Origin of the sequence: uncultured Nocardioides sp. (assembly GCF_947488025.1) — a bacterium.
GTDB lineage: Bacteria > Actinomycetota > Actinomycetes > Propionibacteriales > Nocardioidaceae > Nocardioides.
Genome location: NZ_CANKYS010000012.1, coordinates 129,261 through 156,065, shown reverse-complemented (window position 1 = coordinate 156,065; position 26,805 = coordinate 129,261). Strand labels below are relative to the sequence as shown.

The following is a 26,805-nucleotide window of genomic DNA, read 5'->3' as shown; positions in this document are numbered from 1 at the left end:
CCCCCCGCCGTCCGCGACCTCCTGGAGCAGGTCCAGGGGTACGGGGCGTGGGCGGTCATCCGGCGCAAGGCTTCGCCGACTGCGGGCCTGATCGGCGGCACGCCGCACGAGGTCGCGAGTCTGCTCGACATCCCGCTCGAGAGCGGAGCGCCTGAGCCGGGCCGGAGCGCGGACCGGCTGGTGGCCGTGCCGTTCCGGCAGGTGCGCGAGCGTGGCTTCGCCGCCATCGACGACGGCACGCCGCTGACGGTGGTCGACATCGAGGCCGAGCACGAGGTGTCGGTCGACGACCTGCTCGCGGCGCTGCCCGACGTACCGGTCGAGTTCGCCGACCGGGGCGGCTTCGCAACCAGCGACGAGGACTACGGCGAGGTCGTCGAGGCGATCATCCGCGACGAGATCGGGCAGGGCGAGGGCGCGAACCTCGTCATCGGCCGCCACTACCGCGCCGTCGTCGCCGACTGGGACGCCTCGCGCGCGCTGACGGTGCTGCGGCGGCTGATGGAGCGCGAGCGCGGGGCGTACTGGACCTTCTGCTTCTTCACCGGCGAGCGGTTCCTCATCGGCGCCAGCCCCGAGCGGCACGTCTCGGTGCGCCAGGGCGACGTCCGGATGAACCCGATCTCGGGGACGTTCCGGGTCGCGGGACACGGTGACGCGCTCAAGGAGCGGCTGCTCGACTTCCTCGCCGACGAGAAGGAGGTCTTCGAGCTCTTCATGGTGGTCGACGAGGAGCTCAAGATGATGTGCGACATCTGCCACGAGGGCGGCCAGGTGCTCGGGCCGTTCCTCAAGCCGATGACGCACCTGATCCACACCGAGTACCTCCTCGCCGGCCGCTCCGACCGCGACCACCGCGAGATCCTGCGCGACACGATGTACGCCGCGACCGTGACGGGCGCGCCGGTCGAGAACGCCTGCCGGCTGATCGCCGACTACGAGCCCGAGGGCCGCGGCTACTACGGCGCCGCGCTCGCCCTCTTCGGCCGCTCGCCCGACGGCACGCCGACGATGGACAGCCCGATCCTCATCCGCACCGCCGACGTCTCGCCGGCCGGCGAGCTCAAGGTCACCGCGGGGGCGACGCTGGTGCGCGACTCCGACGCGGCGTACGAGGTGGCCGAGACCCGGGCCAAGGCCGGCGGCATCCTCAGCGCCTTCGGGCTGGCGCCGCGGGCGACGTCCGACGGCACCGACATCGCCGAGCTCGCGCGCGACGAGGACGTCGTACTCGCGCTGGGCACGCGCAACCAGCGGCTCTCGCCCTTCTGGCTGACCGACCAGGCCGGCGAGCCGGCCGATCCGGGGCTGGCCGGGAAGTCGGTGGTCATCCTCCACGGCGAGGACGACTTCGTGAACATGCTCGTCCACGTGCTCGGCGTCTTCGGGATGACCTCGCGCGTGGTGCGGCACGAGGACTACGCGACCGGCGACTTCGACGGCGCCGACCTGGTCATCGTCGGGCCCGGCCCCGGCGACCCGCGCGAGGGCGACCACCCCAAGATCGCGTCGTTCCGACGTGCCGTCGACGACCTGCTCGCCTCGGGGCAGCCGTTCCTCGCCGTGTGCCTGGGCCACCAGACGCTCTGCCAGCGCCTCGGCCTCGACCTCGGCTACAAGGACGTCGTCTTCCAGGGCACCCAGTCGCCGGTGCGGCTCGACGGCCGCACCGAGCGGGTGGGCTTCTACAACACCTTCGTCGGCCGGGTCCCCGACGGCGCGCAGCTGCCGGACGGCGTACGCATCGAGGCCGACGAGGCCACCGGCGACATCCACGCAGTCGTCGGGCCGCACTACCGCGGCATCCAGTTCCACGCCGAGTCGATCCTCACCGAGAACGGCTACGACCTGCTGCACACGGCGGTGCGCGACCTCCTCGCCCCCTGACCCCCTGACGCCCTCCCCGAGCGGGTATCTAGGGACGATCTGGGGGCACCCGCGCCGAATCGCCCACCAAATCGTCCCTAGATACCGGGGAGGGGTCAGCGGTGAGCGGCCGACGACCGCTGACCGCAGATGTCGAGCCGACGTGTAGACATCAGTTCGGCGTGGGAGGCAACGAATCGGTCGCGCAGGACGTCACCCTTGGTGACCAGCTGGGGACACGACGGGGGAGCAGTGAAGTACTTCAAGGGGACGTGGGCAGGCGTGTGCCTGTTCGCACTGATGGCGTGCGGGGCGACGGGCGGGTCGAGCGACGGCCTGCCCCGCGCCGACGACGTACCGCGTGAGGCAACGAGCGACCGTTCCGCGGTCGCCGACCTCCAGCCGGCCGCGGCCCGCGACGAACGGCCCAACATCGTCGTGGTGATGCTCGACGACTTCTCGATGGACCTGGTCCAGACGATGCGGTCGGTGCAGCGGATGCGCAAGGCGGGTGCGAGCTACCCGCACTCGTTCGTCACCGACTCCCTGTGCTGCGTGTCGCGGTCGAGCTTCTTCACCGGGCAGTACCCGCACCAGACGGGCGTGCACACCAACACCTCCAACAAGGGGACGTCCAAGCTCGGCGGCTGGCCCGCCTTCGACACCAACGGCAACCCCGAGCGCGCGTTCAACGTGCGGCTGCAGGAGGCCGGCTACCAGACCGGCTTCGTCGGCAAGTTCCTCAACGAGTACGAGTGGTCGCCGGGTCGCGCGCTGCCGCCGGTCGTGCCGGGCTGGTCGACCTTCAACACCGTCTTCGGATCCGCCTACGACGGCTGGGACTTCGCCAGCACGTCGATCGTCGACCAGCGCCTGAGCCTCGTGCAGCACCCGGCGCCGCCGGCGAGCGCGAGCAACGCGGCCAAGGACAAGGCGTACGCCGGTGCGGTGATCGGCGACCTGGCGATGGACTTCCTCGCCACCAACGAGGCGTCCGGCGCGCCGTACTTCCTCGAGGTGGCTCTCTACGCGCCGCACAACCGCACCAACCCGAAGGGCCACTACGCCGACGACCCGCTCTTCCCGCCGATGTTCCGCGACCGGACGGGCAAGCGCAGCTGCGGCCGCGTGGCCTGCGGCAAGCTGACCGTCGATGACCTCCCCGGCTTCGGGGACCTCCGCAAGGACAACCGACCGCTCCGGGCCAACGGCAAGCGGGCCCGCGCGTGGAACACCACCCGCACCCTGCCCGCCGCGGCCGCCGTCCGCGACCTCCGCGACCGCGCGCGGATGGCGCAGTCGGCGGACCGGCTCGTGAAGCGGATCCTCCGGTCGGTGGGTCCGAACACCTATGTCGTGCTCACCTCCGACAACGGCTTCCACCTCGGCCAGAACGGCATGGGCCGCGGCAAGGGGACGCCGTACGACACCGACGTCCGCGTGCCGCTGCTGGTCACCGGGCCGGGGGTGGTGCCGGGCAAGCGGCGGGAGGTCACCAGCAACATCGACCTCGCGCCGACGTTCGAGGAGCTCGCCGGGCTCGTGCCCGCGCCCTACCGCAGCGGGCTCTCTCTCGTGCCCACCCTGTCCGACCCCGCGCTGGTGCGGCAGTCCCACGCCTTCCTCGAGCACACCCAGCAGTCGCTCACCGGCAACGACCCGGACGCGGCGTTCAGCGGCACGGAGCTCGACCGCATCCCGTCCTTCACGGCCGTGCGGAGCCGGACGGCGCTGCTCGCGCGGTTCGACCTCGACCCGCGGCCCGGCAAGGTCACCTGGGGCTACGAGTACTACTCCTACAAGCGTGACCGGTTCGAGCGGCGCAACACCTTCGCCAGCAAGAAGCAGGCTCCGGAGGTGGCGGCACTGATGGCCAGGCTCGAGGCGTTCGACGGCTGCCGGGAGGCCGGCGACCAGCCGGTGTCGGCGGCCTGCCGCGCGGTGCGCCAGTAGCCCGGGGAACCACTACTGTCGCTGCGTGCACCCGGACGTGATCGTGGTCGACCACCACGACTCCTACACGTGGAACCTGGTGCACCTGGTGGTCCGGGTGACGGGCGTCCTGCCGCGCGTGGTGCAGCACGACGAGGTCGAGCCCGACGACGTGCTGCGGCACTCGCACGTCGTGCTGTCGCCCGGCCCCGGGCACCCCTCGTCACCGACGGACTTCGCGGTGGGCCCGGAGGTCCTGCGGGCCGGCACCCGCCCCGTGCTGGGCGTCTGCCTGGGCATGCAGGGGCTGGTGACGGCGTACGGCGGCACGGTGCGGCGCCTGCCCCCGGTGCACGGCGAGGTCGCGGCGATCCGGCACGACGGTGAGGGCGTCTTCGCAGGGCTGCCGCAGGGGTTCGCCGCGGTGCGCTACCACTCGCTCGGGGCGGTCTCGCTGCCCGACGACGTCGTCGCGACCGCGTGGAGCGAGGACGGGGTGGTGATGGGCGTGCGCCACGCCTCGCTGCCGCTCGAGGGCGTGCAGTTCCACCCCGAGTCGATCCTGTCCGAGCACGGCGAGGACCTCGTCAGGAACTTCCTCTCGTGACGGACCCGGTGGCCGACCCCGTCGAGTTCTTCCGGTCCGTCGCGGCGCAGCACCAGCGGTGCTTCTGGCTCGACGGCGGGGGCGCGCGCGAGTGGTCGGGCCGCCGGTCGATCATCGGCTGGCTCGACGAGGACGACGTGTCCCTGTCGTGGTCGGCTGCCCGCCGCGAGGTCACCCGGCACGCGGCCGGCGTCTCCACCGTCGTCGGCGACGACGTCTTCGCCGTCCTCGAGGACCGGATCGCGGCGGGGGAGCAGTGGTTCGGCTACCTCGGCTACGCCGCGCGCACCGACCTGCCCGCGGCCCCCGACCCGACCCTCCCCGACGCCGTCTGGATGCGTCCGCGGGAGGTGCGGGTCTTCGAACACGAGGTCGTGCGTTCCGGGGACTCCCCGGTGGGGCCCTCCGGGGACTCCCCGCTCGAGCGGGGAGTCCGTCACCTGGAGGGGGTTGCAACGGCCTCGAAGCGTCAGACTTCCCCACCAGGTTCGTACGCCGCCGCGTTCGCGACCGTCCAGGAGCACCTGCACGCCGGCAACTCCTACGAGGTCAACCTCACCCACCGCCTCACCCGCACCTCCGACCTCGACCCGGTGACGGCCTACCTCCGGCTGCGCGACCTCAACCCCGCGCCGTACAGCGGCTTCCTCCAGCACGACGTCGCCGACGCCCGGGCGTGGCTGCTGTCGAGCTCGCCGGAGCGGTACGCCGTCGTCACCGCCGACCGGCACCTCGAGACCAAGCCGATCAAGGGCACCACCCCGCGCGGGGCGAGCGCGGACGAGGACGAGCACCACCGCGAGCGGCTCGCGCGCGACCCCAAGACCCGCGCGGAGAACCTGATGATCGTCGACCTGCTCCGCAACGACCTGTCGCTGGTGTGCGAGGTCGGGTCGGTCGAGGTGCCGGCGCTGATGCAGGTCGAGACCTACGAGTCGGTGCACCAGCTGGTGTCCACCGTGCGCGGGCGGCTGCGCGACGACGTCTCCACGGTCGCCGCGCTGCGCGCGCTCTTCCCGGCCGGCTCGATGACCGGGGCGCCCAAGCTGCGCACCATGGAGGTGATCGAGGAGGTCGAGTCGACCCCGCGCGGGGCGTACGCCGGCGCGTTCGGGTGGATCAGCGGCGACGGTCCCGCCGACCTCGGCGTCGTCATCCGCTCCCTGATGACCGACGGCAGTGGCACCTGGACCCTCGGCACGGGCGGCGGCATCACCGTCAAGTCCGACGTCGCCGAGGAGTGGGCGGAGTCGGAGTGGAAGGCCGAGCGCCTGCTCCGCGTCTTCGACTAACCCGGCGTGACAGCGGCGACCCCGGGCAGCCACAGCGCGAAGCGGGCACCGCCGCCGGGGGCGTCGGTGACCTGGAGCTGGCCGCCGTGGCGGTCGATCACCTGGCGCACGATGGCCAGGCCGAGCCCGGAGCCGGGCATCGCACGCGACTCCTCGGCCCGGTAGAAGCGCTCGAACACGTGCGGCCGGTCGGCCTCCGCGACGCCCTCGCCCTGGTCGTCGACGGTGAGCACGCCCTCGGTCAGTCGCACGGTGACAGTGCCCTCCGGTGGGCTCCACTTGGCGGCGTTGTCGAGCAGGTTGGTGACCGCCCGCTCGAGGCCGTTGGCGTCGCCGACGACCGGCCACGGGTCGAGGTCCACGTCGAACGCCACGCCCTGAGCGCGGCGGCGTACGCGCGTCACGGCCCGCTCGACGACGTCGGCGAGGTCCACCTCGGCGACCACCCGGGTCGTCGGCTCGTCGCGCGCGAGCTCGACCAGGTCGCCGACGAGCGCGCTGAGCTCCTCGATCTGGCCGCGTACGTCGTCGAGCAGCTCGAGCCGGGCCTCGGCCGGCAGTGCCGTGTTGCCCTCCGCCTGGCGGAGCAGGTCGAGGTTGGTGCGCAGCGAGGTGAGCGGGGTGCGCAGCTCGTGGCTGGCATCGGCGACCAGCCGCCGCTGCCGGTCGCGGGAGGCGCCGAGGGCGAGCAGCATCTGGTTGAAGGCGGTGGCGAGCCGGGCGACCTCGTCGTCACCCTCGACGCGCAGCGGTCGCAGGTCCTCGGTCATCGCGATGTGCTCGACCCGGGAGGTGAGCCGGCGCAGGGGTCGCAGCCCGTTGCGGGCCACCAGCCAGCCGACGAGCAGCGCGGCCAGCACGCCGAGCGCGCCGAAGACGAACAGCACCCCGCCGAGCTTCTCCAGCGTGCGGTCGTTGGGGGCCAGCGGCTGGGCGAGGATCAGGGCGGAGCCGCTGTTGGCCCGCACGGTCGCGACCCGGAACCGTTCACCCTCCCTCGTCACCAGGGTGCGCACCGCGGACTCGCGCTGGCCGGTCGCGACCTCGTACTCCGGGCGGCCGAGCGTGAAGTCGGGGACGTCGTCGCCGGTGACCGCCTGGCCCTCGGCGGTGATGAAGATGATCCGGACGTCAGCGGCGCCCAGCACCCAACCGGGAATCCCACCCGCGGTGATGTTCGACAGGGTGGTGAACGCGGTCGCCTTGTGCGCGCGGTTGAGCAGCGACTGGTCGAGCGAGCTCATCATCTGCTGGCGCATCACCACGAAGGCGGTGAACGCCATCACGGCGATCGAGAGCCCGAGCGCGATCGTGGTGAGCACCGCGACGCGCGAGGCCAGGGACCGGCGGTAGTGCCAGCGCCCGTCGGGCCAGGCGGTGCTCATGCGGGGTCCCGTGGGGTGTTCATGATTCCTTCAGCACGTAGCCCACGCCGCGCACGGTCTGGATCAGCCGCGGCTCGCCCTCTGCCTCCGTCTTGCGGCGCAGGTAGCCGACGTAGACCTCGAGCGAATTGGCGCTCGTGGGGAAGTCGTAGCCCCAGACCTCCTCGAGGATGAACGAGCGGTCGAGCACGCGGCGCGGCCGGCGCAGGAACATCTCGAGCAGGGTGAACTCGGTGCGGGTCAGCTCGATCGGGCGCCCCCCGCGGGAGACGTCGCGGCTGCCGACGTCCATGGTGAGGTCGGAGAACGAGAGCACCTCGCTCTCCCCGTCCCCGTCGGGCACGACGCGGCGCAGCAGCGCGCGGAGCCGGGCCAGCAGCTCCTCCAGCGCGAACGGCTTGGTGAGGTAGTCGTCGGCGCCGGCGTCGAGGCCCTCGACGCGGTCGCCGACCGCGTCGCGCGCGGTCAGCACCAGGATGGGTACGTCGTTGCCCGCCGCCCGGAGCGCACGCGTCGTCTCGATCCCGTCGAGCCGCGGCATCATCACGTCGACCACCACGACGTCGGGGTGCTGCGCCCCGACCGCGACCAGGCCCTCGGCGCCGTCGGCGGCCAGCACGACCTCGTAGCCGTTGAACTCCAGCGACCGGCGCAGCGAGTCGCGCACGGCGCGGTCGTCGTCGACGACCAGCACGCGGGGCCGGGACTCAGTCACGGGCCAAGGATGCCACCGGCTCCTGAGGCGGTGCTGAGAAGTCGAGTGCGCGGCCCCGCAGCGACTACTACCGCGAGCGCACTCGACCCGGGATCAGGCGTAGCGAGCCGCGACCGCCCCGGCGCGGGCGCCGTAGCCACCGCCGAACATGCACGCGTGCACGAGCAGCGGGAACAGCTGGTGGATGCCGAGCCGGTCCTCCCAGCCCTCGGCGAGCGGCTGCGCCTCGTCGTAGGCCGCCATCACCCGCGGCAGGTGCGTCAGCCCGAACAGGTGCAGCATCGCCAGGTCGAGCTCGCGGTGGCCGCCGTGGGCGGCGGGGTCGATGACGTGGATGGCGAGGTCCTGGCCCCACAGGCAGTTGCCGTTCCACAGGTCGCCGTGGAGCCGCGCGGGCGCCTCGTCGGGCAGCAGGCTCGTGAACCGGCCGACGACGGCCTCGACGGAGGCGGCGTCGGTCTCGGAGATCGCCCCCCGGTCGCGGGCCAGCTTGAGGTAGGGCAGGACCCTGCGCACGGCGTAGAACTCCGGCCACGAGTCGGCCGTCTTGTTGGGCAGGGGCAGCCGTCCGATGAAGCCGTCGTGGTCGAGCCCCCAGCCGTCGGCGCCGGCGGCGTGCGTGGTGGCCAGCTGCTGGCCGAAGGTCACCGCGGCCTCGACCGGAGTCTTCGGGCTCTGCTCGACCCAGGCCAGGACCACGCAGTCGCTGGCGGCGGCGAGCACCTCCGGCACGGGCACCCCGCCCTCGACCTCGGCGAGCCACCGCAGCCCTGCGGCCTCGGCCTCGAAGAAGCCGTCCGGCGCGTGCGGCAGCGTCTTCATCAGCGCCGTCTGCCCGCTGGACAGGCGCAGCCGTGTTGCCGTGGCGATGTCACCGCCCGCCACCGGGGAGGTCGCCACCACGGCCGTGCCGAGGAGCTCCTCGGCACGCCTGGCAATCAGCGGCTGGCGAGCCATCAGTCCGTGCCCCGGAGAGCGCTCGGCAGGGCCGCCACGATCGCATCGCTCGTGCGCTCGACCATCGCCAGCACCTCCTCGAACCCGTCGTCCCCACCGTAGTACGGGTCCGGGACGGCACCACCCGGATCCACCGGATCGAGGTCGCGGAACATGCCCACGCGGTCGCTGCGCCCGCCCACGTCGGCGAGGTTGGCCTCGTCCATCACGAGCACGAGGTCGTACGCCTCGGGCCAGGTCGCGTCGTACTGCCGGGCGCGGTGCCGGCTCGGGTCGTAGCCGGAGGCCGTCAGGGTGGCCGCGGCGCGCGGGTCCATCGGGTTGCCGACGTGCCAGCCGCCCGTGCCGGACGACGCCACCTCGACACGGTCGGCGAGGCCGGCGTCGGCGAGCCGGCTCTCGAGGACGACGTGCGCGGTGGGCGAGCGGCAGATGTTGCCGAGGCAGACGAGCGCGATCCGGTAGCGCCCGGGCTCGCGGGCGGCGGGGAGTGCGGGCACCCGCACCGGTCCCGCCGTCAGTCGCCCGGCAGGGCGATGCGGACGCCCCACCCGACGACGGTGATGATGATCGAGCCGACGAGCGCGCTCCAGAAGCCGTCGACATGGAAGCCGAGGTCGAAGAGGTCGGCCACCCAGGCGGTGAACAGCAGCATCCCGGCGTTGATCACCAGCAGCAGGAAGCCCAGCGTCAGGATGATGAACGGCAGGGACAGCAGCTTGACGAACGGCTCGATGAAGGTCGACACCAGGCCGAGGATGAGCGCCACGGCCAGCACCTCGAGCCACTTGTCCTGCAGCTCGGCCTGTCCGCTGGTCGCGCCCTCGAACCAGATGCCGTCCAGCAGCCAGGCCGCGACCGACAGGCCCGCGGCATAGGTGAGCAGCCACATCAGGAAGCGCATGCGGATGACAGTAGCGACCGACGGGTCGGGTGGGCGCTCTGGTCGAGTGACGGCCGCTGGTCGAGGAGGGCGCTCTGGCGCCCGTCACGAGACCCGGTCTCGGTCTGGGCGGTCTCGTGACGGGACTTCGTCCCTCCTCGACCAACGGAGTGCGGGGACGCCGCGTACCCTCCCCGCATGACGATCGGAGGCACGGGCGTCATGGTGCTCGGCGCCCTCGCCGCCGGTGTCGTCGCCGCGCTCCTCGCGGTGGTCCTGCGTCGCTGGTGGGGCACCGCATCGGCGGTCTCGGTCGCCGGCCTGCTGTGGTCGCTCGTCGCGATCGCCCTGGTGACCCTGGTGCCCACCCGGGCAGACGTGGGCGTGGTCCCGGCCGAGACTCGCAGCGAGGCCTGTTCGTGGGACTACGGCGGGCCGTCCGGGGCGGCGTTCGAGGTCCTCGGCCTCGACCAGCGCACCCTCAACGTGCTGCTCTTCGTGCCGGCCGGCGTGTTCTTGGTGCTGGCGGTCGGACGGTGGTGGGCGGGCCTGGTGCTCGCGCCCGTCGGTCTCGCCGCGCTGGCGGCGTACAGCCTCGCCATCGAGCTCACGCAGCTCCAGCTCGCCCGCCTCGACCGGGCGTGCGACGTCACCGACCTGGTCGACAACGTCCTCGGCGCGGGCATCGGCTGCGCCATCGGGCTGGTGCTGCTCCCGGTGGTGAGGCCGTGGCGGGACCGGCGGCCGCCGCGCCCACCGGCGCAGGAGACGTCGCTCGCTCACTAGGGTGCGGACATGAGCTCTCCCCAGCCCCGGCCCAACGTGCTCGCCATCCCTGCGTACGTCGCCGGCAAGCCGCCCGTCGCCCGCCCCGGGCTGACGTCGTACAAGCTCTCCTCCAACGAGAACCCCTACCCGCCGCTGCCGGGCGTGCTCGAGGCGGCCCGCGAGGCGGCGGCGGAGATGAACCGCTACCCCGACATGGGCAGCGCCGCCCTCTACTCGGCGCTCGCCGAGACGATGGGCGTGCCGGCCGAGGACCTCGCCGCGGCGACCGGGTCGGTCGCGCTGATCTACCAGCTCGTCAACGCCTTCTGCGACCCGGACGACGAGGTCGTCTACGCCTGGCGCTCCTTCGAGGCCTACCCCATCGCGGTCACCGCCGGCGGGGCGCGCAGCGTGCAGGTGCCGGTCACGGTCGACGGGCGCCACGACCTCGACGCGATGGCTGCGGCGGTCACCGACCGCACCAAGGTCGTCATCGTCTGCACGCCCAACAACCCGACCGGCCCGGCCGTCACCCAGGCCGAGCTCGACGCCTTCCTCGCGAAGGTCCCCTCCCACGTGGTGGTCGTGGTGGACGAGGCCTACCTCGAGTTCGTGCGGATGGACGACGCCATCGACGGCATCGCCACCTACCGCCGCCACGACAACGTCGTGCTCACGCGCACCTTCTCCAAGGCCTACGGCCTCGCCGGCTTCCGGGTCGGGTACGCCGTCGCTCCCGCACCGATCGCGGCCGCCCTGCGCGCGGTGTCGCTGCCCTTCGGCGTCAGCCACGTCGCGCAGGCGGCGGCCATCGCCTCGCTCGAGGCGCAGGCCGAGCTCTTCGTGCGCGTCGAGGACCTCGTCGCCCGCCGCGCCGACCTGGTCGCCCGGCTGCGCGAGGTGGGCTGGGACCTCCCGGACGCGCAGGGCAACTTCGTCTGGTTCCCGCTGGGCGAGCGCGCCCTCGACTTCGCCGCCGCCTGCGGTGAGGTGGGGATCTCGGTGCGCCCGTTCGCCGGCGACGGCGTACGCGTCAGCATCGGCGAGGCCGAGGCCTTCGACCGTGTCGTGGAGGTGGCCGCCCGCTTCGCCCCCTGAGGCTATGGTTGAAGTGTGAACGACACGGCGACGTACACCACCAAGGGCAAGCCCTTCGAGCGCGACATGTCCTACCTCCCCGACCGGGTGCTGGCGGGGGAGCGCTCCGCGGACCCGCTGGACGAGCAGTTCCCCAGCGGGTCGAAGGACAGCCCGCGCGACGTGCCCGTCTGGCAGGCCGAGCCCGGCCGCTACCGGCTCGTCGCCGCGCGTGCCTGCCCGTGGGCGCACCGCTCGATCATCGTCCGCACGCTCCTCGGCCTCGAGGACGTCATCTCCTGGGGCGCCCCGGGGCCCACGCACGACGCCCGCAGCTGGACCTTCGACCTCGACGAGGGCGGCCGCGACCCCGTGCTCGGGATCGAGCGCCTGCAGGAGGCCTACTTCGCCCGCGAGCCCGACTACCCGCGCGGCATCACGGTGCCGGCGATCGTCGAGGTCGAGTCGGGCAAGGTCGTGACCAACGACTTCCCGCAGATCACCCACGACCTGTCGTTCGAGTGGCGCGAGCACCAGCGCCCCGACGCCCCCGACCTCTGGCCCGCCGACGTCCGCGAGGAGATGGAGTCGGTGATGAAGCGGGTCTTCACCGAGGTCAACAACGGCGTCTACCGCTGCGGCTTCGCCGGCTCGCAGGAGGCCTACGAGGACGCGTACGACCGGCTGTTCACCACGCTCGACTGGCTCGAGGAGCGCCTGGCCGACCGCCGCTACCTGATGGGTGCGGCGATCACCGAGGCCGACGTACGGCTCTTCACCACGCTGGTCCGCTTCGACGCCGTCTACCACGGGCACTTCAAGTGCAACCGCAACAAGCTGACCGAGATGCCGAACCTCTGGGGCTACGCCCGCGACCTCTTCCAGACCCCCGGCTTCGCCGACGAGGTCGACTTCGAGCAGATCAAGCAGCACTACTACGTCGTCCACACCGACATCAACCCCACCCAGATCGTCCCGGCCGGCCCGGACGAGTCGGGCTGGCACACCCCGCACGGGCGCGGCTGACCCCCACCCCGTCGTAGGACCTCCCAACCTGGGGACGTGGTCTGGTCCGCGCGGGCGCGACACCCGCCGTACCCGGGTGAATCGCCCGAGAGTTCGTCCAGACCTCCCGCAGGTTGACCGCTTCTTGCGTGCGCCCCTTCTGCCGTGCGGTAACGGCCGGAGATGGTGGTCGCCGGAGCGCCGTCCGGGGGGATCGGCGTCCGGCGTGCAGCGACCCGTCCGGGCCTGCCGCAGGGAGACACGGGGCAACTCGCAGGGGGCAGGAACATGCACACACGGACGACCGGGATCTCGCGCGCGCGGAGCAGAGGGTGGCGGGGCCTGACGGCCCTGCTCCTGCTGCTCCCCACCATCGCGGTGCTGGGGGCACAGGCCGCCACACCCGCTGCCGGAGCGGAGGTGTGCCCGGGGCAGCACATCGAACCACCCGACGACACCACGAAGACCGTCACCTACACCGCGCCCGACGGCTACCTGGTCAGCAGCTGGTGCGTGAAGGCCGGACCGACGATCGAGGTCCACGCCGTCGACCCTCCAGCCGGGACGATCACGATCACGCACACCTCCGGCAAGGACATCAGCCACTACTCGGTCGCCCTGGTCAAGGCGCCCGAGGAGAAACCGCTGGTCGCGAAGGTGAAGGCCGCCGGCACCAAGGCGAAGACCTACCCGTGGACGATCGAGAAGGACGTCGACGCGACCACGCGCACCGTCGACGCGAGCGGCAAGGCCACCTTCACCTACACGGTCACGGTCAAGGGCGGCACGCCCACCGAGTCCGGCTGGGCCGCGTCCGGCACGGTCGTCGCGACGAACCCCAACGCGTACGCCGTCACCGCGGACGTCGCGGTCGCGACGAACCTGGGCGGGGGGTCGTCCTGCGCGGTGACCGGTGGCGACGACGCCGTGGTCCCCGCAGGAGGTACGACGACGCTGGACTACGCGTGCTACTTCTCGTCCGCGCCTGCCGGCAGCGGAACCGTCACCGCCACCGTGACGTGGGACCCGGCGGGTCCGCTGACCACCGCCACCGCGACCGCCACGGCGCCCCTGACGTTCGCGCTCGCCTCGGAGACGAACAAGACCGTCGCGGTCGTGGACGACAAGACCGTCCCGGGCCAGCGGATCGTCCTCGACCCGGCGCTCACCTGGACCGCGGGTCTCGTGAAGACCTACACCTACTCACTGGCGGTCGCCGGCGGTGCGGCCGGTGCCTGTGCGACGCACACCAACACCGCGACCGTCGACCAGCCCGTCGGCACGGACCCGAGCGACACCGCGACGGTCACGGCGTGCACGCCGCCGGTGGTCCCGCCGCCTCCGCCGCCCCCGCCGCCAGTGACCCCGCCGGTCGTCCCGCCAGTGGTGCCGCCGGTGACCCCGCCCGTGGTGACCCCGCCCGTGACGCCCCCCGTGGTCCCCGCGCCCGAGGTCCTGCCCGAGCAGGCCTCCGGCAAGGCCGTCGGCAAGGTCCGGGCCACCTGCCAGGGCACCGTGCGTGCACGGCTCGCGAACCGCTCCGGCGATCGGGTCGTCTACACGCTCCGTGTCGGCACGAAGGTGCACCGCATCGCCGTGAGGTCCGGGTCCGGCCGCCGCTTCGTCACGCACGGCAGTGCGCGGGCCGTCGTCGTCCTCAAGGTCGGCTCCACACGGCTCGACCGGGTCCGGATCCCCGCCCGCTGCAACGCGCCCGAGGTCCTTCCGGACACGGGGGTGCGCCCCACGAGCAGCTGATCGACGTACGACACCGAGCCGGCGTCGACGGGTCCCACGGGTCTCGTCGGCGCCGGTTCGTCGTTCCCGGACCGTCGGCCCCTCTCCCAGGTTGGGTACGTGGTCTGGTCCGCTCGGGCGTTATCCGGGCCGCTTCGCCAACATTCGGTCAAGCACCTCCGCAGGTAGTCCACTGCCTCCTCGCGGCGGATTCCCGTCGCGCTGACCGCGGGCCAGTCTGCTGCTCGACACATGCGTGCCGTGCCACTCGGGGGCGTACGGCGACACGGTCGACAGCGCTGGGGGGCGTCGGTCACCGAAGGGTTCAGTGGGGACTACTCGCGCCAGGGGGCGGGCAATGCAACGCGTTCGAACGACGATCACGACAGCACGACGAGGACGGCGGGCCAGGGGGGCCCACGCCGCCGAACGACACCTCGGCCTCGGCCGACTGAGGAGGCTGCTCGCGCTCCTCCTGCTCGTCCCGACGGTCGCGGTGCAGGCCGCGACGACGACGTCCGCGGGGGCGGGCGTCACCGCCGGGTTCGAGATCGACGGCAACACCTCCGTCGAGGGTGGTGGGATCGACTGGACGAGCCCCGGGATCCCGGCGCCGACGCCCGACCCCGTCAAGACCGCCGACGACAGCAACTTCACCGGTGGCTCGAAGGAGTTCCAGAACCCGAGCGACTGGAAGGAGGGCACCGGGACCAGCACCGACCAGGGCGACATCTCCGACGTCTACTCGCACTTCGTCACCGGGTCGTCGAGCTGGGCGTTCCTCGGGTTCAGGCGCATCGCCCAGAGCGGGACGATGACCTTCATGGCCGAGCTCAACCAGAAGGCCAACCTCCCCCGGGAGGCCGGTGACACCGTCCAGTTCCGGCCGGACCGCAGCGTCAACGACCTCCTGCTCCGCTTCGAGCAGGACGGGAACGGGGCCTTCGCCCTCACCGCCGCCTACAAGTGGACCCAGTCCGCGAGCGGGGCCTTCGTCTCGGGATGCTTCGCGGTTCCCGGCTACGCGACCCCGTCCGCGTGGTGTCCCACCTCGACCGCCGGCGCCGGCTTCGACGGCGCGACCGGCGAGGGCAAGCTCTTCGCCGAGGCCGCGGTCAACCTCAGCTCCTTCGACAAGGTCGGCGACTGCCGCGGCGCCTACGGAGTGATGAACGTCCGCTCGTTCGCCGGCGACTCCGTGTCGTCGTCGCTGCTCGACTTCGTCGGCGGCATCGGCATCTCCGTGCCCCCGACCTGCGGCAAGCTGGTCATCGAGAAGCGCGACCAGTTCGACCGGCTCGTCCCCGGAGCGACCTTCGAGGTCACCAAGAACCCGATCCCGGGCGTCACGGGCACCGCGGCCGACACGCTCGTCGTCAAGGACGGTGCCGCTCCCGGCTTCGACACCGTCGCCGACGGCACCGTGACCATCGACCCCGCCAAGCCGGGCACCTACACGGTCAAGGAGATCGCGACCCCCGCCGGCTACGCGCCTGACCCCACCGTCCACACCGACGTCGTCGTCGGGAGCTCGGGGACGAGCGTGGCGAAGGTCGAGTTCACCAACAAGCTCTTCTTCAAGCCCCTCGCCGTGACCAACCAGGCGTCGGGGTCCTACGGCGTCGAGTACGACTGGCGGGTGCACAAGACCGTCGTCGGCGACGCGTCGAAGACGGTCGAGGAGGGGCAGACCGCCACGTTCGACTACCAGGTCGAGCTCGAGGCGCTGCCCCAGGGGGAGCCGACGGACAAGCAGGTGGCCGGATCGGTCCAGGTGACCAACCCGAACCCGGCCGCCACGCACCCGACGATGCGGACCACGATCGGCATCACCGGCGACCTGCCGTGCCGCTTCCTTCCGACCAACGACGACGTCGACGTCGACCCGGGCACCGCGGGGGTCCAGGTCGACGTCGGCGCCGGCGCGACGTCGTACGACTATGCGTGCGAGCCGGGTGCCGGCGCGCTCATCGGCGGTACGACGACCGCGACGGTCAGCTGGGACCAGGGCACCTACCCGCAGGCCGGCGCCCACCCGGGCTCTGCCGACGCCACCGCGACGTACGACATCACGGTGCAGCCGAAGATCGACGAGCGTGCCTCGGTGACCGACTCGTTCGACGGTGGCCAGGTGACGCCGATCGGCGCCGCGAGCTATCTGTGGTCCGACGTGTGGAACGCCCCCGACCACCGGGTCGTCGTCGCCACCTACTCCAGCCCGGCCGTCGGCGGCCCTGCCGGAGCGTGCCGTGACTACGACAACCTGGCGCGGGTCGACGAGAGCGACACCGACGACTTCGACACCTCGGAGCAGACGGTCGAGGTGTGCGTGGAGCTCGACGACCTGGTCGTGACGAAGACCGCGAAGCCCCAGTTCGCCCGTGACTACGACTGGACGATCGAGAAGTCGGTGGACCAGAACTCGCAGACGGTCGACGAGGGCACGCAGGCGTCGTTCGAGTACGACGTCGTGGTGACGCCGTCGATCAGCGGTGACGGGCAGTTCGTGGTGACGGGTGTCATCTCGGTCGACAACCCCAACCAGAAGACGATCTCCGGGGTGCAGCTCACCGACTCGCTGCCCGGTGGCCAGTGCACGATCGACAAGCCTGCGGGCCCCCTGTCGGTCGCGAACGGGACGTCGACCTACGACTACTCGTGCATGCTGCCGGACGCGACCGCCAGCACCACGGGCACCAACACCGCGACCGCGACGTGGGACAAGGCTGCTCACTACGGCACGAGCGGCACCGCATCGGGCCAGGCCGGGTTCGACTTCGCCGACGCGAAGCCGACGGTGACCGACGCGACCGCGACGGTCACCGACACCCAGGTCGACCTCGACGGCACGTCTCCCGACGGCGTCGTGGTGAAGGCCGCCGACGGGCCGCGGACCTTCACCTACACGAAGGCCTTCGACGGCGTGCCGGGTGCGTGCACGACGTACGACAACACCGCGAAGGTGGTGGCGACCGACTCGAAGGACGCCGACTCCGACACCGAGACCGTCGAGGTCTGCGTGGACCTCGACGACCTGGTCGTGACGAAGACCGCTGAACCGGCGTTCGCCCGCGACTTCGACTGGACGATCGGGAAGTCCGTCACGGGCGAGTCGTCGCAGACGATCCAGGAGGGCACGAAGGCGTCGTTTGAGTACGACGTCGTGGTCACCCCGTCGGCGGCCGAGGACACGGCGTTCGTCGTCACCGGTGTGATCACGGTCGACAACCCCAACGCGACGACCATCTCGGGGGTGCAGCTGGCCGACTCGCTCCCGGGCGGGCAGTGCACGATCGACAAGCCCGCAGGCGCCGTGGCGGTCGCGAGCGGGACGTCGACGTTCGACTACTCGTGCGTCCTCCCGGACGCGACCGCGGCCACGACGGGCACCAACACCGCGATCGCGACGTGGGACAAGGCTGCGCACTACGGCACGAGCGGCACCGCGTCCGGCCAGGCCGGGTTCGACTTCGCCGACGCGAAGCCGACGGTGACCGACGCGACGGCGACCGTGACCGACACCCAGGTCCAGCTGGGCGAGGTGGCCGGCGGCGCGGTGGTCAGGGCGTCCGACGGCCCGACGACCTTCACCTACACGAAGGACTTCGACGGCGTCCCCGGTGAGTGCACGACGTACGACAACACCGCGACGGTGGTGGCGGCGGACTCGAAGGACGTCGACTCCGACGACGCGACGGTCGAGGTCTGCGTCGAGCGGCCGCTGCAGCTGGCGCCCACGGCCACGGCCGACCTGGCCCGTGACCACGCGTGGTCGATCGCCAAGGTCGCCGACGCGACCCAGCGCACGGCCGACGCCAGCGGCAACGCGACCTTCACCTACACGGTGACGGCGCGGGCCGGTGCGCGGACGGAGTCCGGATGGCGGCTGCAGGGCGAGGTGACGGTCACCAACCCCAACCAGTACGCCGCCGGCGACCTCGTCGCGGACGTGACGGCAGCGACGGACCTCGGCGGGGGCGCGGTCTGCACCGTCACCGGTGGCGACGACGTCGTGGTCGCCGAGGACAGCTCGACGACGCTGCCGGTCTCCTGCACCTTCGCCTCAGCCCCGGCCGGGTCCGGGACGTTGAGCGTGACCGCGACGTGGGACCCGGCAGGTGAGGCGACCTCGGCGTCGGTCACCGCGGCCACGGAGCCGATCACCTTCACGGTCCGCTCGGAGACCAACAAGACGGTGCAGGTGGTCGACGACAAGACCGTCGCCGGCCAGCGCGTCGTCCTCGACCCGGTGCTGACGTGGGAGGCCGGTCTGGTGCGCAGCTACAGCTACTCCCTCACCCTGGCCGGGGGCGCTCCCGGCGCCTGCCGCAGCTGGACCAACACGGCGACGGTCGACCAGCCGGTCGGCACCGACCCGACGGCGAGCGCCGCGGTGCTGGTCTGCACCCCGGTCGTCCCGCCGCCGGTCGTCCCGCCTGTGGTGCCGCCCGTGGTGCCGCCGGTCGTCCCGCCCGAGGTCCTGCCCGAGCAGGCCTTCGGCAAGGCCGTCGGGTCGGTGCGGGCGAGCTGCCAGGGCACCGTCCGCGCCAAGCTGGCCAACCGCACCGGGGAGACGGTCGTCTACAAGCTGCGGGTCGGCGCGAAGGTCCACCGGATCACCGTGAAGTCCCTCGCGAAGAAGAAGTTCGTGACGCAGGGACAGCCGAGGGCGAAGGTCACGTTGAAGGTCGGCTCCACCCGTCTCGACAGGCTCCGCATCCCGGGGTTGTGCGCGGCCCCCGAGGTCCTGCCCGACACCGGCCTGCGTGCCACGAGCCGGTGAGGATCGCCTTCATCACCGGGTAGCGACAGCTGCCCAGCCTCCAGCCACCATGGAGGCGGGCCGGCGTCGACAGGTCCCCCACAGGCCTGCCGGCGCCGGCCCATCTGCGTCCTGCCCCGCGTGGGATTGGTGCTGGGTGGGTGCGGCCGATACGTTGACCCCCATCCTGTGGTCGGGGTCACACACGCCGGCGACCACGCTTGCAAGCCGTCGGCGTCCGGCGATCCCGTGACTGCCGCTAGCTGTTGTTAGGAGAGTGCGTTGTCCGATCCTGTGAGTTTCGGCCCCGACCTTGCGGACGTCTTCGGACCGTCCCAGTCAGACGGTGGACCCGACCTCGTCCAGCTGCTCACGCCCGAGGGTGAGCGCGTCCACCACCCCGAGTTCGACCACGACTTCTCGGCCGAGGAGCTGCGCGGGCTCTACCGCGACATGGTCCTCACCCGCCGCATCGACGTCGAGGCCACGGCGCTCCAGCGCCACGGCGAGCTCGGCATCTGGGCCCAGCTGCTCGGCCAGGAGGCCGCGCAGATCGGCGCCGGTCGCGCGCTGCGCCCCCAGGACTACGTCTTCCCGACCTACCGCGAGCACGGCGTCGCCTACTGCAAGGGCGTCGACCCGCTGCGGCTGCTCGGCCTGTTCCGCGGCGTCGACCAGGGCGGCTGGGACCCCAACGAGAACAACTTCGGGCTCTACACGATCGTCATCGGCGCGCAGACCCTCCACGCCACGGGCTACGCCATGGGCATGCAGCGCGACGGCGTCGTCGGCACCGGCGACCCCGAGCGCGACTCGGCCGTGATCGCCCACTTCGGCGACGGCGCGTCCTCGCAGGGCGACGTCAACGAGGCGTTCATCTTCGCCGCCTCCTACAACGCGCCCGTCGTGTTCTTCTGCCAGAACAACCAGTGGGCCATCTCCGAGCCGATCGAGCGCCAGACCCGCATCCCGCTCTACCAGCGCGCGCTGGGCTTCGGCTTCCCGGGCATCCGCGTCGACGGCAACGACGTGCTGGCGACGTACGCCGTCACGAAGGCCGCGCTGCAGCGGGCGCGCGAGGGCAACGGCCCGTCGTTCGTCGAGGCCTACACCTACCGGATGGGCGCGCACACCACGACCGACGACCCGACGCGCTACCGCCTCAACGACGAGCTCGAGCACTGGAAGCTCAAGGACCCGATCGAGCGGCTCAAGGTCTACCTGCGCCGCAACGGCCTGGTCGACCAGGAGTTCTTCGACGACCTCGACGCCGAGGCCAAGGAGATGGGCCACCACCTCCGCGAGGGCTGCAAGGCGCTGCCCGACCCCAAGCCGCTCGACCAGTTCGGCTACGTCTTCAGCGAGATGACCGACGAGATCGCCGCCCAGCGCGACGAGTTCGCGGCGTACCTCGCGTCCTTCGAGGGGAGCCACTCGTGAGTACGACCCAGAAGATCACCCTCGCCAAGGGCCTCAACATGGGCCTGCGCAAGGCCATGGAGGACGACGACAAGGTCCTGCTCATGGGTGAGGACGTCGGCAAGCTCGGCGGCGTCTTCCGCATCACCGACGGCCTGCAGAAGGACTTCGGCGAGGACCGCGTCATCGACAGCCCGCTCGCGGAGTCCGGCATCGTCGGCACCGCGGTCGGCATGGCGCTGCGCGGCTACCGCCCCGTCGTCGAGATCCAGTTCGACGGCTTCGTCTACCCCGCCTACGACCAGATCGTGTGCCAGGTCGCGAAGTACACCTACCGCTCGCAGGGCAAGGTGAAGATGCCGATCGTCATCCGCATCCCCTTCGGCGGCGGCATCGGTGCGGTCGAGCACCACTCCGAGAGCCCGGAGGCGCAGTTCGCGCACACCCCCGGCCTCAAGGTCGTGGCCTGCTCGAACCCCGTGGACGGCTACTGGATGATCCAGCAGGCGATCGCCCACGACGACCCGGTCATCTTCCTCGAGCCCAAGCGGCAGTACCACGCCGACAAGGCCGAGCTCGACGACTCCGCGACGCCCGAGCCGCTGTTCACCTCGCGGGTCGTCCGCGCGGGTTCCGACGCGACGGTGCTGGCCTACGGCCCCACCGTGAAGACCGCGCTCAAGTGCGCCGAGGCCGCCGAGTCCGAGGGCCGCAGCCTCGAGGTCATCGACCTGCGCACGCTCTCGCCGCTCGACATGGCCCCGGTCTACGAGTCCGTACGCCGCACCGGCCGATGCGTCGTCACCCACGAGGCGCACGTCAACCTCGGCATGGGTGCCGAGCTCGCGGCCCGGGTCACCGAGGAGTGCTTCTACTCCCTCGAGGCCCCGGTGCTCCGCGTGGGCGCGTTCGACACGCCCTACCCGCCGTCGCGGATCGAGGAGGAGTACCTCCCCGACCTCGACCGCGTGCTCGACGCCGTCGACCGCAGCTTCGCCTACTGAGAGGAACCGTCATGTCCGAATTCCTCCTCCCCGACGTCGGCGAGGGCCTCACCGAGGCCGAGATCGTGGCCTGGAAGGTCAAGGTCGGCGACACCATCGAGATCAACGACGTGGTCGTCGAGATCGAGACCGCCAAGTCGCTCGTCGAGCTGCCGTCGCCCTACGAGGGCACCGTCCTCGCCCTGCTCGTCCCCGAGGGCGAGACCGTGCCGGTCGGCACGCCGATCATCTCGATCGGCGCCGAGGGCGAGGCGCCCGCGCCGACCGTCCCCGCCACGCAGACCGAGTCCGACCCCTACCTCGGGATGGCGCAGAAGGCAGGCGCCGCCGAGCAGCAGGTCGACCCGGCCGACATCGACCTCTCCAACCCGGCCGCGTCCGGCTCGATGGAGGGCGCGTCCCTCGTCGGCCGGATCAAGGCAGACCGCGGACCGATGCGTCGGGCCCGCCGCGGCTCGGCCTCGCCGAGCACCGAGGCCGGGGCGCAGACGCAGATGCAGGTCCAGGGCGCGTTCGCCCCGGGCGGCGCCCAGTCCGACGAGGTGATGCCCGCCGACGAGTCGCCGGTCCCGGCCACCGACCAGCGGGCCTCGCAGCCCGCCCCGGCCGAGGCGCTCGTCCCGGCGGCCGCGCAGGCCGAGCCCGGCGTCGTACGCGCCCTGGCGAAGCCGCCGGTGCGCAAGCTCGCCAAGGACCTCGGTGTCGACCTCACCGCCCTCACCGGCTCGGGCCCGTCGGGCTCGATCACCCGCGACGACGTGCAGTCGGCTGCCAACGGCTCCGCCCGTACGCCGTTGGTCGAGGAGGTCGCCCAGCGACCGTCACGAGACCAGGCATCCGGGGAGCGCGAGACCCGCGAGCCGATCAAGGGCGTGCGCAAGATGATGGCGACGGCGATGAGCCAGTCGGCCTTCACCAGCCCGCACGTCACCGAGTGGATCACCGTCGACGTGACCGCGACCATGCAGCTCGTCGAGCGCCTGAAGGCGCGACGCGAGCTCAAGGACGTGCGCATCAGCCCGCTGCTCGTCCTCGCCCGCGCGGTCATCCTCGCGATGAAGCGCACCCCGGAGATCAACTCCTGGTGGGACGAGGCCGCGCAGGAGGTCGTCCACAAGCACTACGTCAACCTCGGCATCGCGGCCGCCACGCCGCGCGGCCTGGTCGTGCCCAACGTCAAGGACGCCGACAGCCTGTCGATGACCGAGCTGGCGGCGGCGCTCGGTGAGCTCACCGCCACCGCGCGCGACGGGAAGACGCAGCCGGCCGAGATGGCGGGCGGCACGTTCACGATCACCAACGTCGGCGTCTTCGGCGTCGACGCCGGCACCCCGATCATCAACCCGGGCGAGTCCGCGATCCTCTGCTTCGGCGCGATCAACAAGCGTCCGTGGGTCGACGAGGAGACCGGTGAGATCGTGGTCCGCGACGTCACCACGCTGGCGCTGTCGTTCGACCACCGCCACATCGACGGCGAGAAGGGCTCGCGCTTCCTCGCCGACGTCGCCGGGCTGCTCCAGGACCCCGGCACGGCGCTGCTCTTCTGAACCACACGTGACCGGGCGCTTCCTGCCCGTCAGACGCATCGACCGGGCGCTTCCTGCCGCAACACGGGCAGGAAGCGCCCGGTCGGCGTCCGGGACGGGCAGGAGGCGCCCGGTCAGCGTGTGTGCCAGGCCGCCAGCACCTCGACCTCCCGCTCGGGGGTGAGTGCGGTGACGGGGGAGTCGAGGCAGCCCGGGGCGGTCTCGGCCAGGGGGCGCAGCCGCAGCCCGGCGGCGACGGCCGGTCCGGGGTCGTGCGCGAGCATGCCGTCGTACGCGGGACGCGGCAGCCACAGCGGCAGCGAGTCCTCGCCGGCCCAGTGGGCCACGCCCTGCTCCTCGAGGAAGGAGCTGTCGACCCAGGTGAGGCGGGGGTAGTCCGCCCCGACCCCGGCGGCGGTGTGGGCCAGCAGCTCGCCGAGCGGCACCCGGACCCCCACGGCGTCGTAGGTCCCGGTGGTGCGACGCTCAGCGAGGTCGAGGACCCACGCGGCGAGGTCGCGCACGTCGATCACCTGCACCACGTCGTCGGGCCGGCCCGGTGCCAGCACCTCCCCGCCGCGGGCCAGGCGCTGCGGCCAGTAGGCGAAGCGCCCCGTCCGGTCACCCGGACCGACGATGAGCCCGGGGCGTACGACGACCGCGGACGTCGCGTGCTCCTGCACCAGCTGCTCGCACGCGACCTTCATCCCGCCGTAGGCCTCCGGGTCGACTGCCAGGTCGACGTCCTCGGTGATCGGCTCGAGCAGCGGCTCCGTCGCCGGGGACGCGTTGTCGGCGTAGACGCTGATCGTGGAGACGAAGACCCAGTGTGCGTACGACGTCGCGGTGACCGCGCTGCGCACCTGCGACGGCAGCCGCGCCACGTCGACCACGGCGTCCCACCCGCCCTCGGCGATCGCGGCCGGCGGCGGGTCGGCGCGGTCCCAGGGCAGGTGGGTCGCGCCGTCGGGCACGGGCCCGGACGTGCCCCGACAGGCGCAGGTGACGTCCCACCCGCGGGCCACGGCCTGCACGGCCACCTCGCGGGAGAGGAACCGGGTGCCGCCGAGGACGAGGAGCTTCATGGGGCCACTCCACCGGGCGACCGGGACCGGCGACAAGGGAGGTTCGCTGTGGGCGCAACCGGGAGGCTCTTTGTCACCAGCGGCGGCGGACTGCGACACTGGACCCTCCGTTGGGGTGAGAAGAGGAGTGTGCGGATGGCTCAGGACGCCGCCACGGCTGCTTCCAGCGAGCCTCCCACCACGGCGGCCCTCCTGGCGCGTGCGCAGCAGGTGGCCGACCAGCTGGTCCGGGAGGCACGCGAGGAGGCCGAGCGCCTCACGGCCGACCTCGCCACGCTCCGGGAGCAGGCCCGCCTCCTCACGGTCGAGGCCGAGCGCGACCGCGCCGAGGCCGGCCGGGCCCGCAGGCAGGCCGAGGAGGTGCTCGCCGGCGCCTCCCAGGAGGCCGCCACGATCGTCGTCGACGCCAACGAGCAGGCGGCGCTCCTGATGAGGTCCGCGGAGGGTGCCCGCGACCAGCAGGTCGAGGCCGCCCGCACCGAGAGCGACAAGCTGCGCGCCCAGGCGCGGGACGAGGCGGCCGCGCTGCGCGCCGAGGCGCAGGAGCTGCGCGACACCGCGGCCGGCGAGAAGGCCGAGCTGGTCGAGGGCGCTCGCGCCGAGGCGGCGACCGCGATCGCCGGCGCGCAGGAGACCGCCGCACGTCTCGTCGAGGAGGCCCGCACCACCGGTCAGCAGCACCTCGACTCCGCGACCGCCGAGGCCGAGTCGTTGCGGGCCACCGCGTCCGCCGAGTCCGCCCGGATGCGCGACGAGGCCACGCTCCACGTCGAGGACCTGCGCCGCACGACCGGCGCGGAGGTCGACCGGATGCGCCGAGCCGCCGAGGAGACGCTGGCGGCCGCGCGCGCCGAGAGCGAGGAGAAGCTGCGCCACGCGGCGGAGCAGACGGCGTGGGCCACGCAGACCGTGGAGTCGGTGCTCGCGGGAGCTGCCACCGAGGCCGAGGCGATCCGCAAGGCCGCCCACGCCGACGCCGGGGACCACGCGCGGCTCGCCCGCCAACGAGCCCACGGCGTCATCGCGGCGGTCAACGGTCGGATGGCGCTCGAGCTGGCCGAGGCAGAGCAGCGGGCCGAGGAGATCACCCAGGCCGCGTCGCACGCGGCTGCCGAGCGGCGGGCCGAGGCCAGGATCGCCCTCGAGCAGGCCCAGGCCGAGGCGGCCCGGATCATCGCCGACGCCACCGACGAGTCCGAGCGGGCCGTCGAGCGGCTCGAACGCCGCCGGGCCGAGGCCGAGAGCGGCGCCGCCAGCCTGCGCGCGCTCGTCGCGGAGGAGGTGACCCGCAGCCGGGCGGACGCGGCCGAGGACCGGCGTCGCGCTCGCGAGGAGTCCGTCGCACTCGTCGCCGAGGGTCGTGCCGAGGCCGACCAGCTCCGCGACAACGCCCGCCGGGCCCTCGAGCGCGCCCGGGCCGAGGTCGCGCAGCTCAAGGAGCAGCGCGACACCATCACGACCGAGCTCGGCCAGCTCTCCGGCGTCATCGCGGCCCTCTCCGTGCCCGACCGCGAGCAGGCCGGTGCCGACCCCGTCAGCACCAACGACCCGCCCCCCAGCGACCCGCCGGCCCCGCCACCCCCACCCCCGTCGAGCCAGGAGGCCCCCGATGCCTGAAGAGATGTTCACGACCGTGCGCCGCGGCTACGACCCGGCCGAGGTGGAGCGCGCCGTCGGTCAGGCGCAGGCGGAGGCAGACGACCTGCGCCGCCGGCTCGAGGCGGCCGAGGCGGCTGCCGACGCGGCGAGGAGCGAGGCTGCGGCGTCCCGGGAGGCGCTCGCTGCGCGGGAGTCGCAGCAGCCCGAGGCGCCGACGTACGCCCACCTCGGCGAGCGGGTCGGGCAGATCCTGTCGCTGGCCGAGACCGAGGCCGCCGAGATCCGCGACCGGGTGGTCGGCGAGGTCGAGACGCTGCGCAAGGAGGCGGAGCAGGAGGTGGGTGCCCTGCGCGCCGACGCCGAGCGCTACGCCGAGGAGACCCGCCGCGACGCCGACGCGGACGGCGCCAGGATCCTCGCCGACGCCCGGAAGGCAGCCGACGGCGAGCGCGACGCCGCCGAGCGGGACGCCTCCGCGCGCCGTGCCGAGGCCGAGGCCCTGTACGAGGACCAGCGCGCCAGGGCCGCCCAGGCGGCCGCGGACTTCGAGACCACGCTGGCCGAGCGGCGCCAGAAGGCCACTGCGGAGTTCCAGGCCCAGCAGGCGGCCATCCAGGCCGAGCTCGACGCGATGGCCGCGCGCAACAAGGACACCGAGGCCACCCTCGAGCGCAACCGCCGCGAGGCCGAGGAGCGGATCGCCCGGATGCTCGCCGACGCCGAGGAGCGCTCGACCACGATGGTGGCCGAGGCGCGCGCCTCCGCCGACCGCGTACGCGCCGAGTCCGAGCGTGAGCTGGCCGCCGCGGGCCAGCGCCGCGACAGCATCAACGCCCAGCTCTCCAACGTGCGCCAGATGCTCGCCACCCTCAGCGGCACCGTGCCCGGCGTCGTCGGCCTCTCCGAGGAGTCCGCCCCGGTCGCCGGTGCGCCCCAGGGCGACCCGCTCGCCGACGCCGCCCGCGACGTCGCGCATGAAGGCGCGGAGACGACGGGGGACGACACGGGGGACGACACGGGGGACGACACGGGGGCCGACACGGCTGCCGGCGATGCGTCTGAGGGCCCCGCCGAGCGGTGAGCAGGACACGTTCCTGACGCCCGAAACGTGCGTCACTCACCGCCCGGCGACCCGGCGGTGCGTGAGACATGTTCCGGGCGCGCAGAACCTGCGTCACGCACCGCT

20 protein-coding genes are annotated in these 26,805 nt (G+C 72.6%); 14 read left to right on the top strand and 6 right to left on the bottom strand.

What is annotated here, in order from left to right; genetic code table 11:
• From Q1B24_RS18190 to Q1B24_RS18175, 4 genes are all read left to right on the top strand, one after another.
• A partial coding sequence (locus tag Q1B24_RS18190) for a chorismate-binding protein (RefSeq protein ID WP_299931430.1) occupies positions 1–1,887 on the top strand: 1,887 nt, incomplete at its 5' end.
• Positions 1,888–2,088: 201 nt separating this feature from the next.
• Positions 2,089–3,819 carry a sulfatase-like hydrolase/transferase gene (locus Q1B24_RS18185; protein WP_299931429.1) on the top strand — a complete coding sequence of 577 codons (1,731 nt, stop codon included), beginning with the start codon at positions 2,089–2,091 and terminating at the stop codon, positions 3,817–3,819.
• A gap of 25 nt (positions 3,820–3,844) precedes the next feature.
• Positions 3,845–4,405, top strand: a complete 561-nt coding sequence (locus Q1B24_RS18180; protein ID WP_299931428.1) for an aminodeoxychorismate/anthranilate synthase component II — start codon at positions 3,845–3,847, stop codon at positions 4,403–4,405.
• Positions 4,402–5,697, top strand: a complete 1,296-nt coding sequence (locus Q1B24_RS18175; protein ID WP_299931427.1) for an anthranilate synthase component I family protein — start codon at positions 4,402–4,404, stop codon at positions 5,695–5,697. Before Q1B24_RS18180 ends, Q1B24_RS18175 begins: the two co-directional genes overlap by 4 nt.
• Here the strand turns inward: Q1B24_RS18175 and Q1B24_RS18170 are convergent.
• The 5 genes from Q1B24_RS18170 to Q1B24_RS18150 form a co-directional block, all read right to left on the bottom strand.
• Positions 5,694–7,082 carry a HAMP domain-containing sensor histidine kinase gene (locus tag Q1B24_RS18170; protein WP_299931426.1) on the bottom strand — a complete coding sequence of 463 codons (1,389 nt, stop codon included), beginning with the start codon at positions 7,080–7,082 and terminating at the stop codon, positions 5,694–5,696. The genes Q1B24_RS18175 and Q1B24_RS18170 overlap by 4 nt on opposite strands.
• A 19-nt stretch (positions 7,083–7,101) precedes the next feature.
• Complete coding sequence (locus tag Q1B24_RS18165; protein ID WP_299931425.1) at positions 7,102–7,797, bottom strand: response regulator transcription factor; 696 nt, start codon at positions 7,795–7,797, stop codon at positions 7,102–7,104.
• Positions 7,798–7,890: 93 nt separating this feature from the next.
• Complete coding sequence (locus tag Q1B24_RS18160) at positions 7,891–8,754, bottom strand: fructosamine kinase family protein (RefSeq protein WP_299931424.1); 864 nt, start codon at positions 8,752–8,754, stop codon at positions 7,891–7,893.
• Positions 8,754–9,254 (bottom strand): low molecular weight protein-tyrosine-phosphatase, encoded by a 501-nt coding sequence (locus Q1B24_RS18155; protein ID WP_299931423.1) that lies wholly within the window; start codon positions 9,252–9,254, stop codon positions 8,754–8,756. Before Q1B24_RS18155 ends, Q1B24_RS18160 begins: the two co-directional genes overlap by 1 nt.
• A 17-nt stretch (positions 9,255–9,271) precedes the next feature.
• Positions 9,272–9,658: a phage holin family protein gene (locus Q1B24_RS18150; protein ID WP_299931422.1), complete on the bottom strand. Its 387-nt coding sequence runs from the start codon at positions 9,656–9,658 to the stop codon at positions 9,272–9,274.
• Between the two features lie 177 nt (positions 9,659–9,835).
• On the opposite strand from Q1B24_RS18150, the gene Q1B24_RS18145 reads away from it, so the two are divergent.
• From Q1B24_RS18145 to Q1B24_RS18110, 8 genes are all read left to right on the top strand, one after another.
• Positions 9,836–10,423: a VanZ family protein gene (locus Q1B24_RS18145; RefSeq protein ID WP_299931421.1), complete on the top strand. Its 588-nt coding sequence runs from the start codon at positions 9,836–9,838 to the stop codon at positions 10,421–10,423.
• A 9-nt stretch (positions 10,424–10,432) separates the two neighbouring features.
• Positions 10,433–11,503 (top strand): histidinol-phosphate transaminase, encoded by a 1,071-nt coding sequence (gene hisC / locus Q1B24_RS18140; RefSeq protein WP_299931420.1) that lies wholly within the window; start codon positions 10,433–10,435, stop codon positions 11,501–11,503.
• A gap of 15 nt (positions 11,504–11,518) precedes the next feature.
• The gene (locus tag Q1B24_RS18135; RefSeq protein WP_299931419.1) at positions 11,519–12,508 is read left to right on the top strand and encodes a glutathione S-transferase C-terminal domain-containing protein; all 990 of its coding nucleotides are present in this window, start codon (positions 11,519–11,521) and stop codon (positions 12,506–12,508) included.
• A 267-nt stretch (positions 12,509–12,775) separates the two neighbouring features.
• Positions 12,776–14,245, top strand: a complete 1,470-nt coding sequence (locus Q1B24_RS18130) for a hypothetical protein (RefSeq protein WP_299931418.1) — start codon at positions 12,776–12,778, stop codon at positions 14,243–14,245.
• A 337-nt stretch (positions 14,246–14,582) separates the two neighbouring features.
• Positions 14,583–19,007, top strand: coding sequence for a prealbumin-like fold domain-containing protein (locus Q1B24_RS18125; protein WP_299931417.1), 4,425 nt, complete (start codon positions 14,583–14,585; stop codon positions 19,005–19,007).
• 261 nt (positions 19,008–19,268) lie between these two features.
• Positions 19,269–20,426, top strand: a complete 1,158-nt coding sequence (gene pdhA / locus Q1B24_RS18120) for a pyruvate dehydrogenase (acetyl-transferring) E1 component subunit alpha (protein WP_299931416.1) — start codon at positions 19,269–19,271, stop codon at positions 20,424–20,426.
• A complete protein-coding gene (locus Q1B24_RS18115) occupies positions 20,423–21,409 on the top strand; it encodes an alpha-ketoacid dehydrogenase subunit beta (RefSeq protein ID WP_299931415.1) in 987 nt (328 codons plus the stop codon). Before pdhA ends, Q1B24_RS18115 begins: the two co-directional genes overlap by 4 nt.
• An 11-nt stretch (positions 21,410–21,420) precedes the next feature.
• Positions 21,421–22,956: a 2-oxo acid dehydrogenase subunit E2 gene (locus Q1B24_RS18110; RefSeq protein WP_299931414.1), complete on the top strand. Its 1,536-nt coding sequence runs from the start codon at positions 21,421–21,423 to the stop codon at positions 22,954–22,956.
• Between the two features lie 113 nt (positions 22,957–23,069).
• Here the strand turns inward: Q1B24_RS18110 and Q1B24_RS18105 are convergent, their stop codons facing one another.
• Entirely contained in the window at positions 23,070–24,020 is a 951-nt protein-coding gene (locus Q1B24_RS18105) for an NAD-dependent epimerase/dehydratase family protein (RefSeq protein ID WP_299931413.1), read from the bottom strand.
• Between the two features lie 135 nt (positions 24,021–24,155).
• Here Q1B24_RS18105 and Q1B24_RS18100 point away from each other — a divergent pair, with 135 nt between their 5' ends.
• A complete protein-coding gene (locus tag Q1B24_RS18100; protein WP_299931412.1) occupies positions 24,156–25,637 on the top strand; it encodes a hypothetical protein in 1,482 nt (493 codons plus the stop codon).
• Positions 25,630–26,700, top strand: a complete 1,071-nt coding sequence (locus Q1B24_RS18095; protein ID WP_299931411.1) for a hypothetical protein — start codon at positions 25,630–25,632, stop codon at positions 26,698–26,700. The genes Q1B24_RS18100 and Q1B24_RS18095 overlap by 8 nt, the downstream gene beginning before the upstream one ends.
• Positions 26,701–26,805: the final 105 nt, after the last annotated feature.

Excerpts from the sequence above, each read along its gene's own strand:
- Q1B24_RS18125 (WP_299931417.1), top strand. The coding sequence starts at position 14,583 with ATGCAACGCGTTCGAACGACGATCACGACAGCACGACGAGGACGGCGG.
- hisC (WP_299931420.1), top strand. The coding sequence starts at position 10,433 with ATGAGCTCTCCCCAGCCCCGGCCCAACGTGCTCGCCATCCCTGCGTAC.
- Q1B24_RS18160 (WP_299931424.1), bottom strand. The coding sequence starts at position 8,754 with ATGGCTCGCCAGCCGCTGATTGCCAGGCGTGCCGAGGAGCTCCTCGGC.
- Q1B24_RS18095 (WP_299931411.1), top strand. The coding sequence starts at position 25,630 with ATGCCTGAAGAGATGTTCACGACCGTGCGCCGCGGCTACGACCCGGCC.
- Q1B24_RS18130 (WP_299931418.1), top strand. The coding sequence starts at position 12,776 with ATGCACACACGGACGACCGGGATCTCGCGCGCGCGGAGCAGAGGGTGG.
- Q1B24_RS18105 (WP_299931413.1), bottom strand. The coding sequence starts at position 24,020 with ATGAAGCTCCTCGTCCTCGGCGGCACCCGGTTCCTCTCCCGCGAGGTG.
- Q1B24_RS18170 (WP_299931426.1), bottom strand. The coding sequence starts at position 7,082 with ATGAGCACCGCCTGGCCCGACGGGCGCTGGCACTACCGCCGGTCCCTG.
- Q1B24_RS18110 (WP_299931414.1), top strand. The coding sequence starts at position 21,421 with ATGTCCGAATTCCTCCTCCCCGACGTCGGCGAGGGCCTCACCGAGGCC.
- Q1B24_RS18145 (WP_299931421.1), top strand. The coding sequence starts at position 9,836 with ATGACGATCGGAGGCACGGGCGTCATGGTGCTCGGCGCCCTCGCCGCC.
- Q1B24_RS18150 (WP_299931422.1), bottom strand. The coding sequence starts at position 9,658 with ATGCGCTTCCTGATGTGGCTGCTCACCTATGCCGCGGGCCTGTCGGTC.
- Q1B24_RS18100 (WP_299931412.1), top strand. The coding sequence starts at position 24,156 with ATGGCTCAGGACGCCGCCACGGCTGCTTCCAGCGAGCCTCCCACCACG.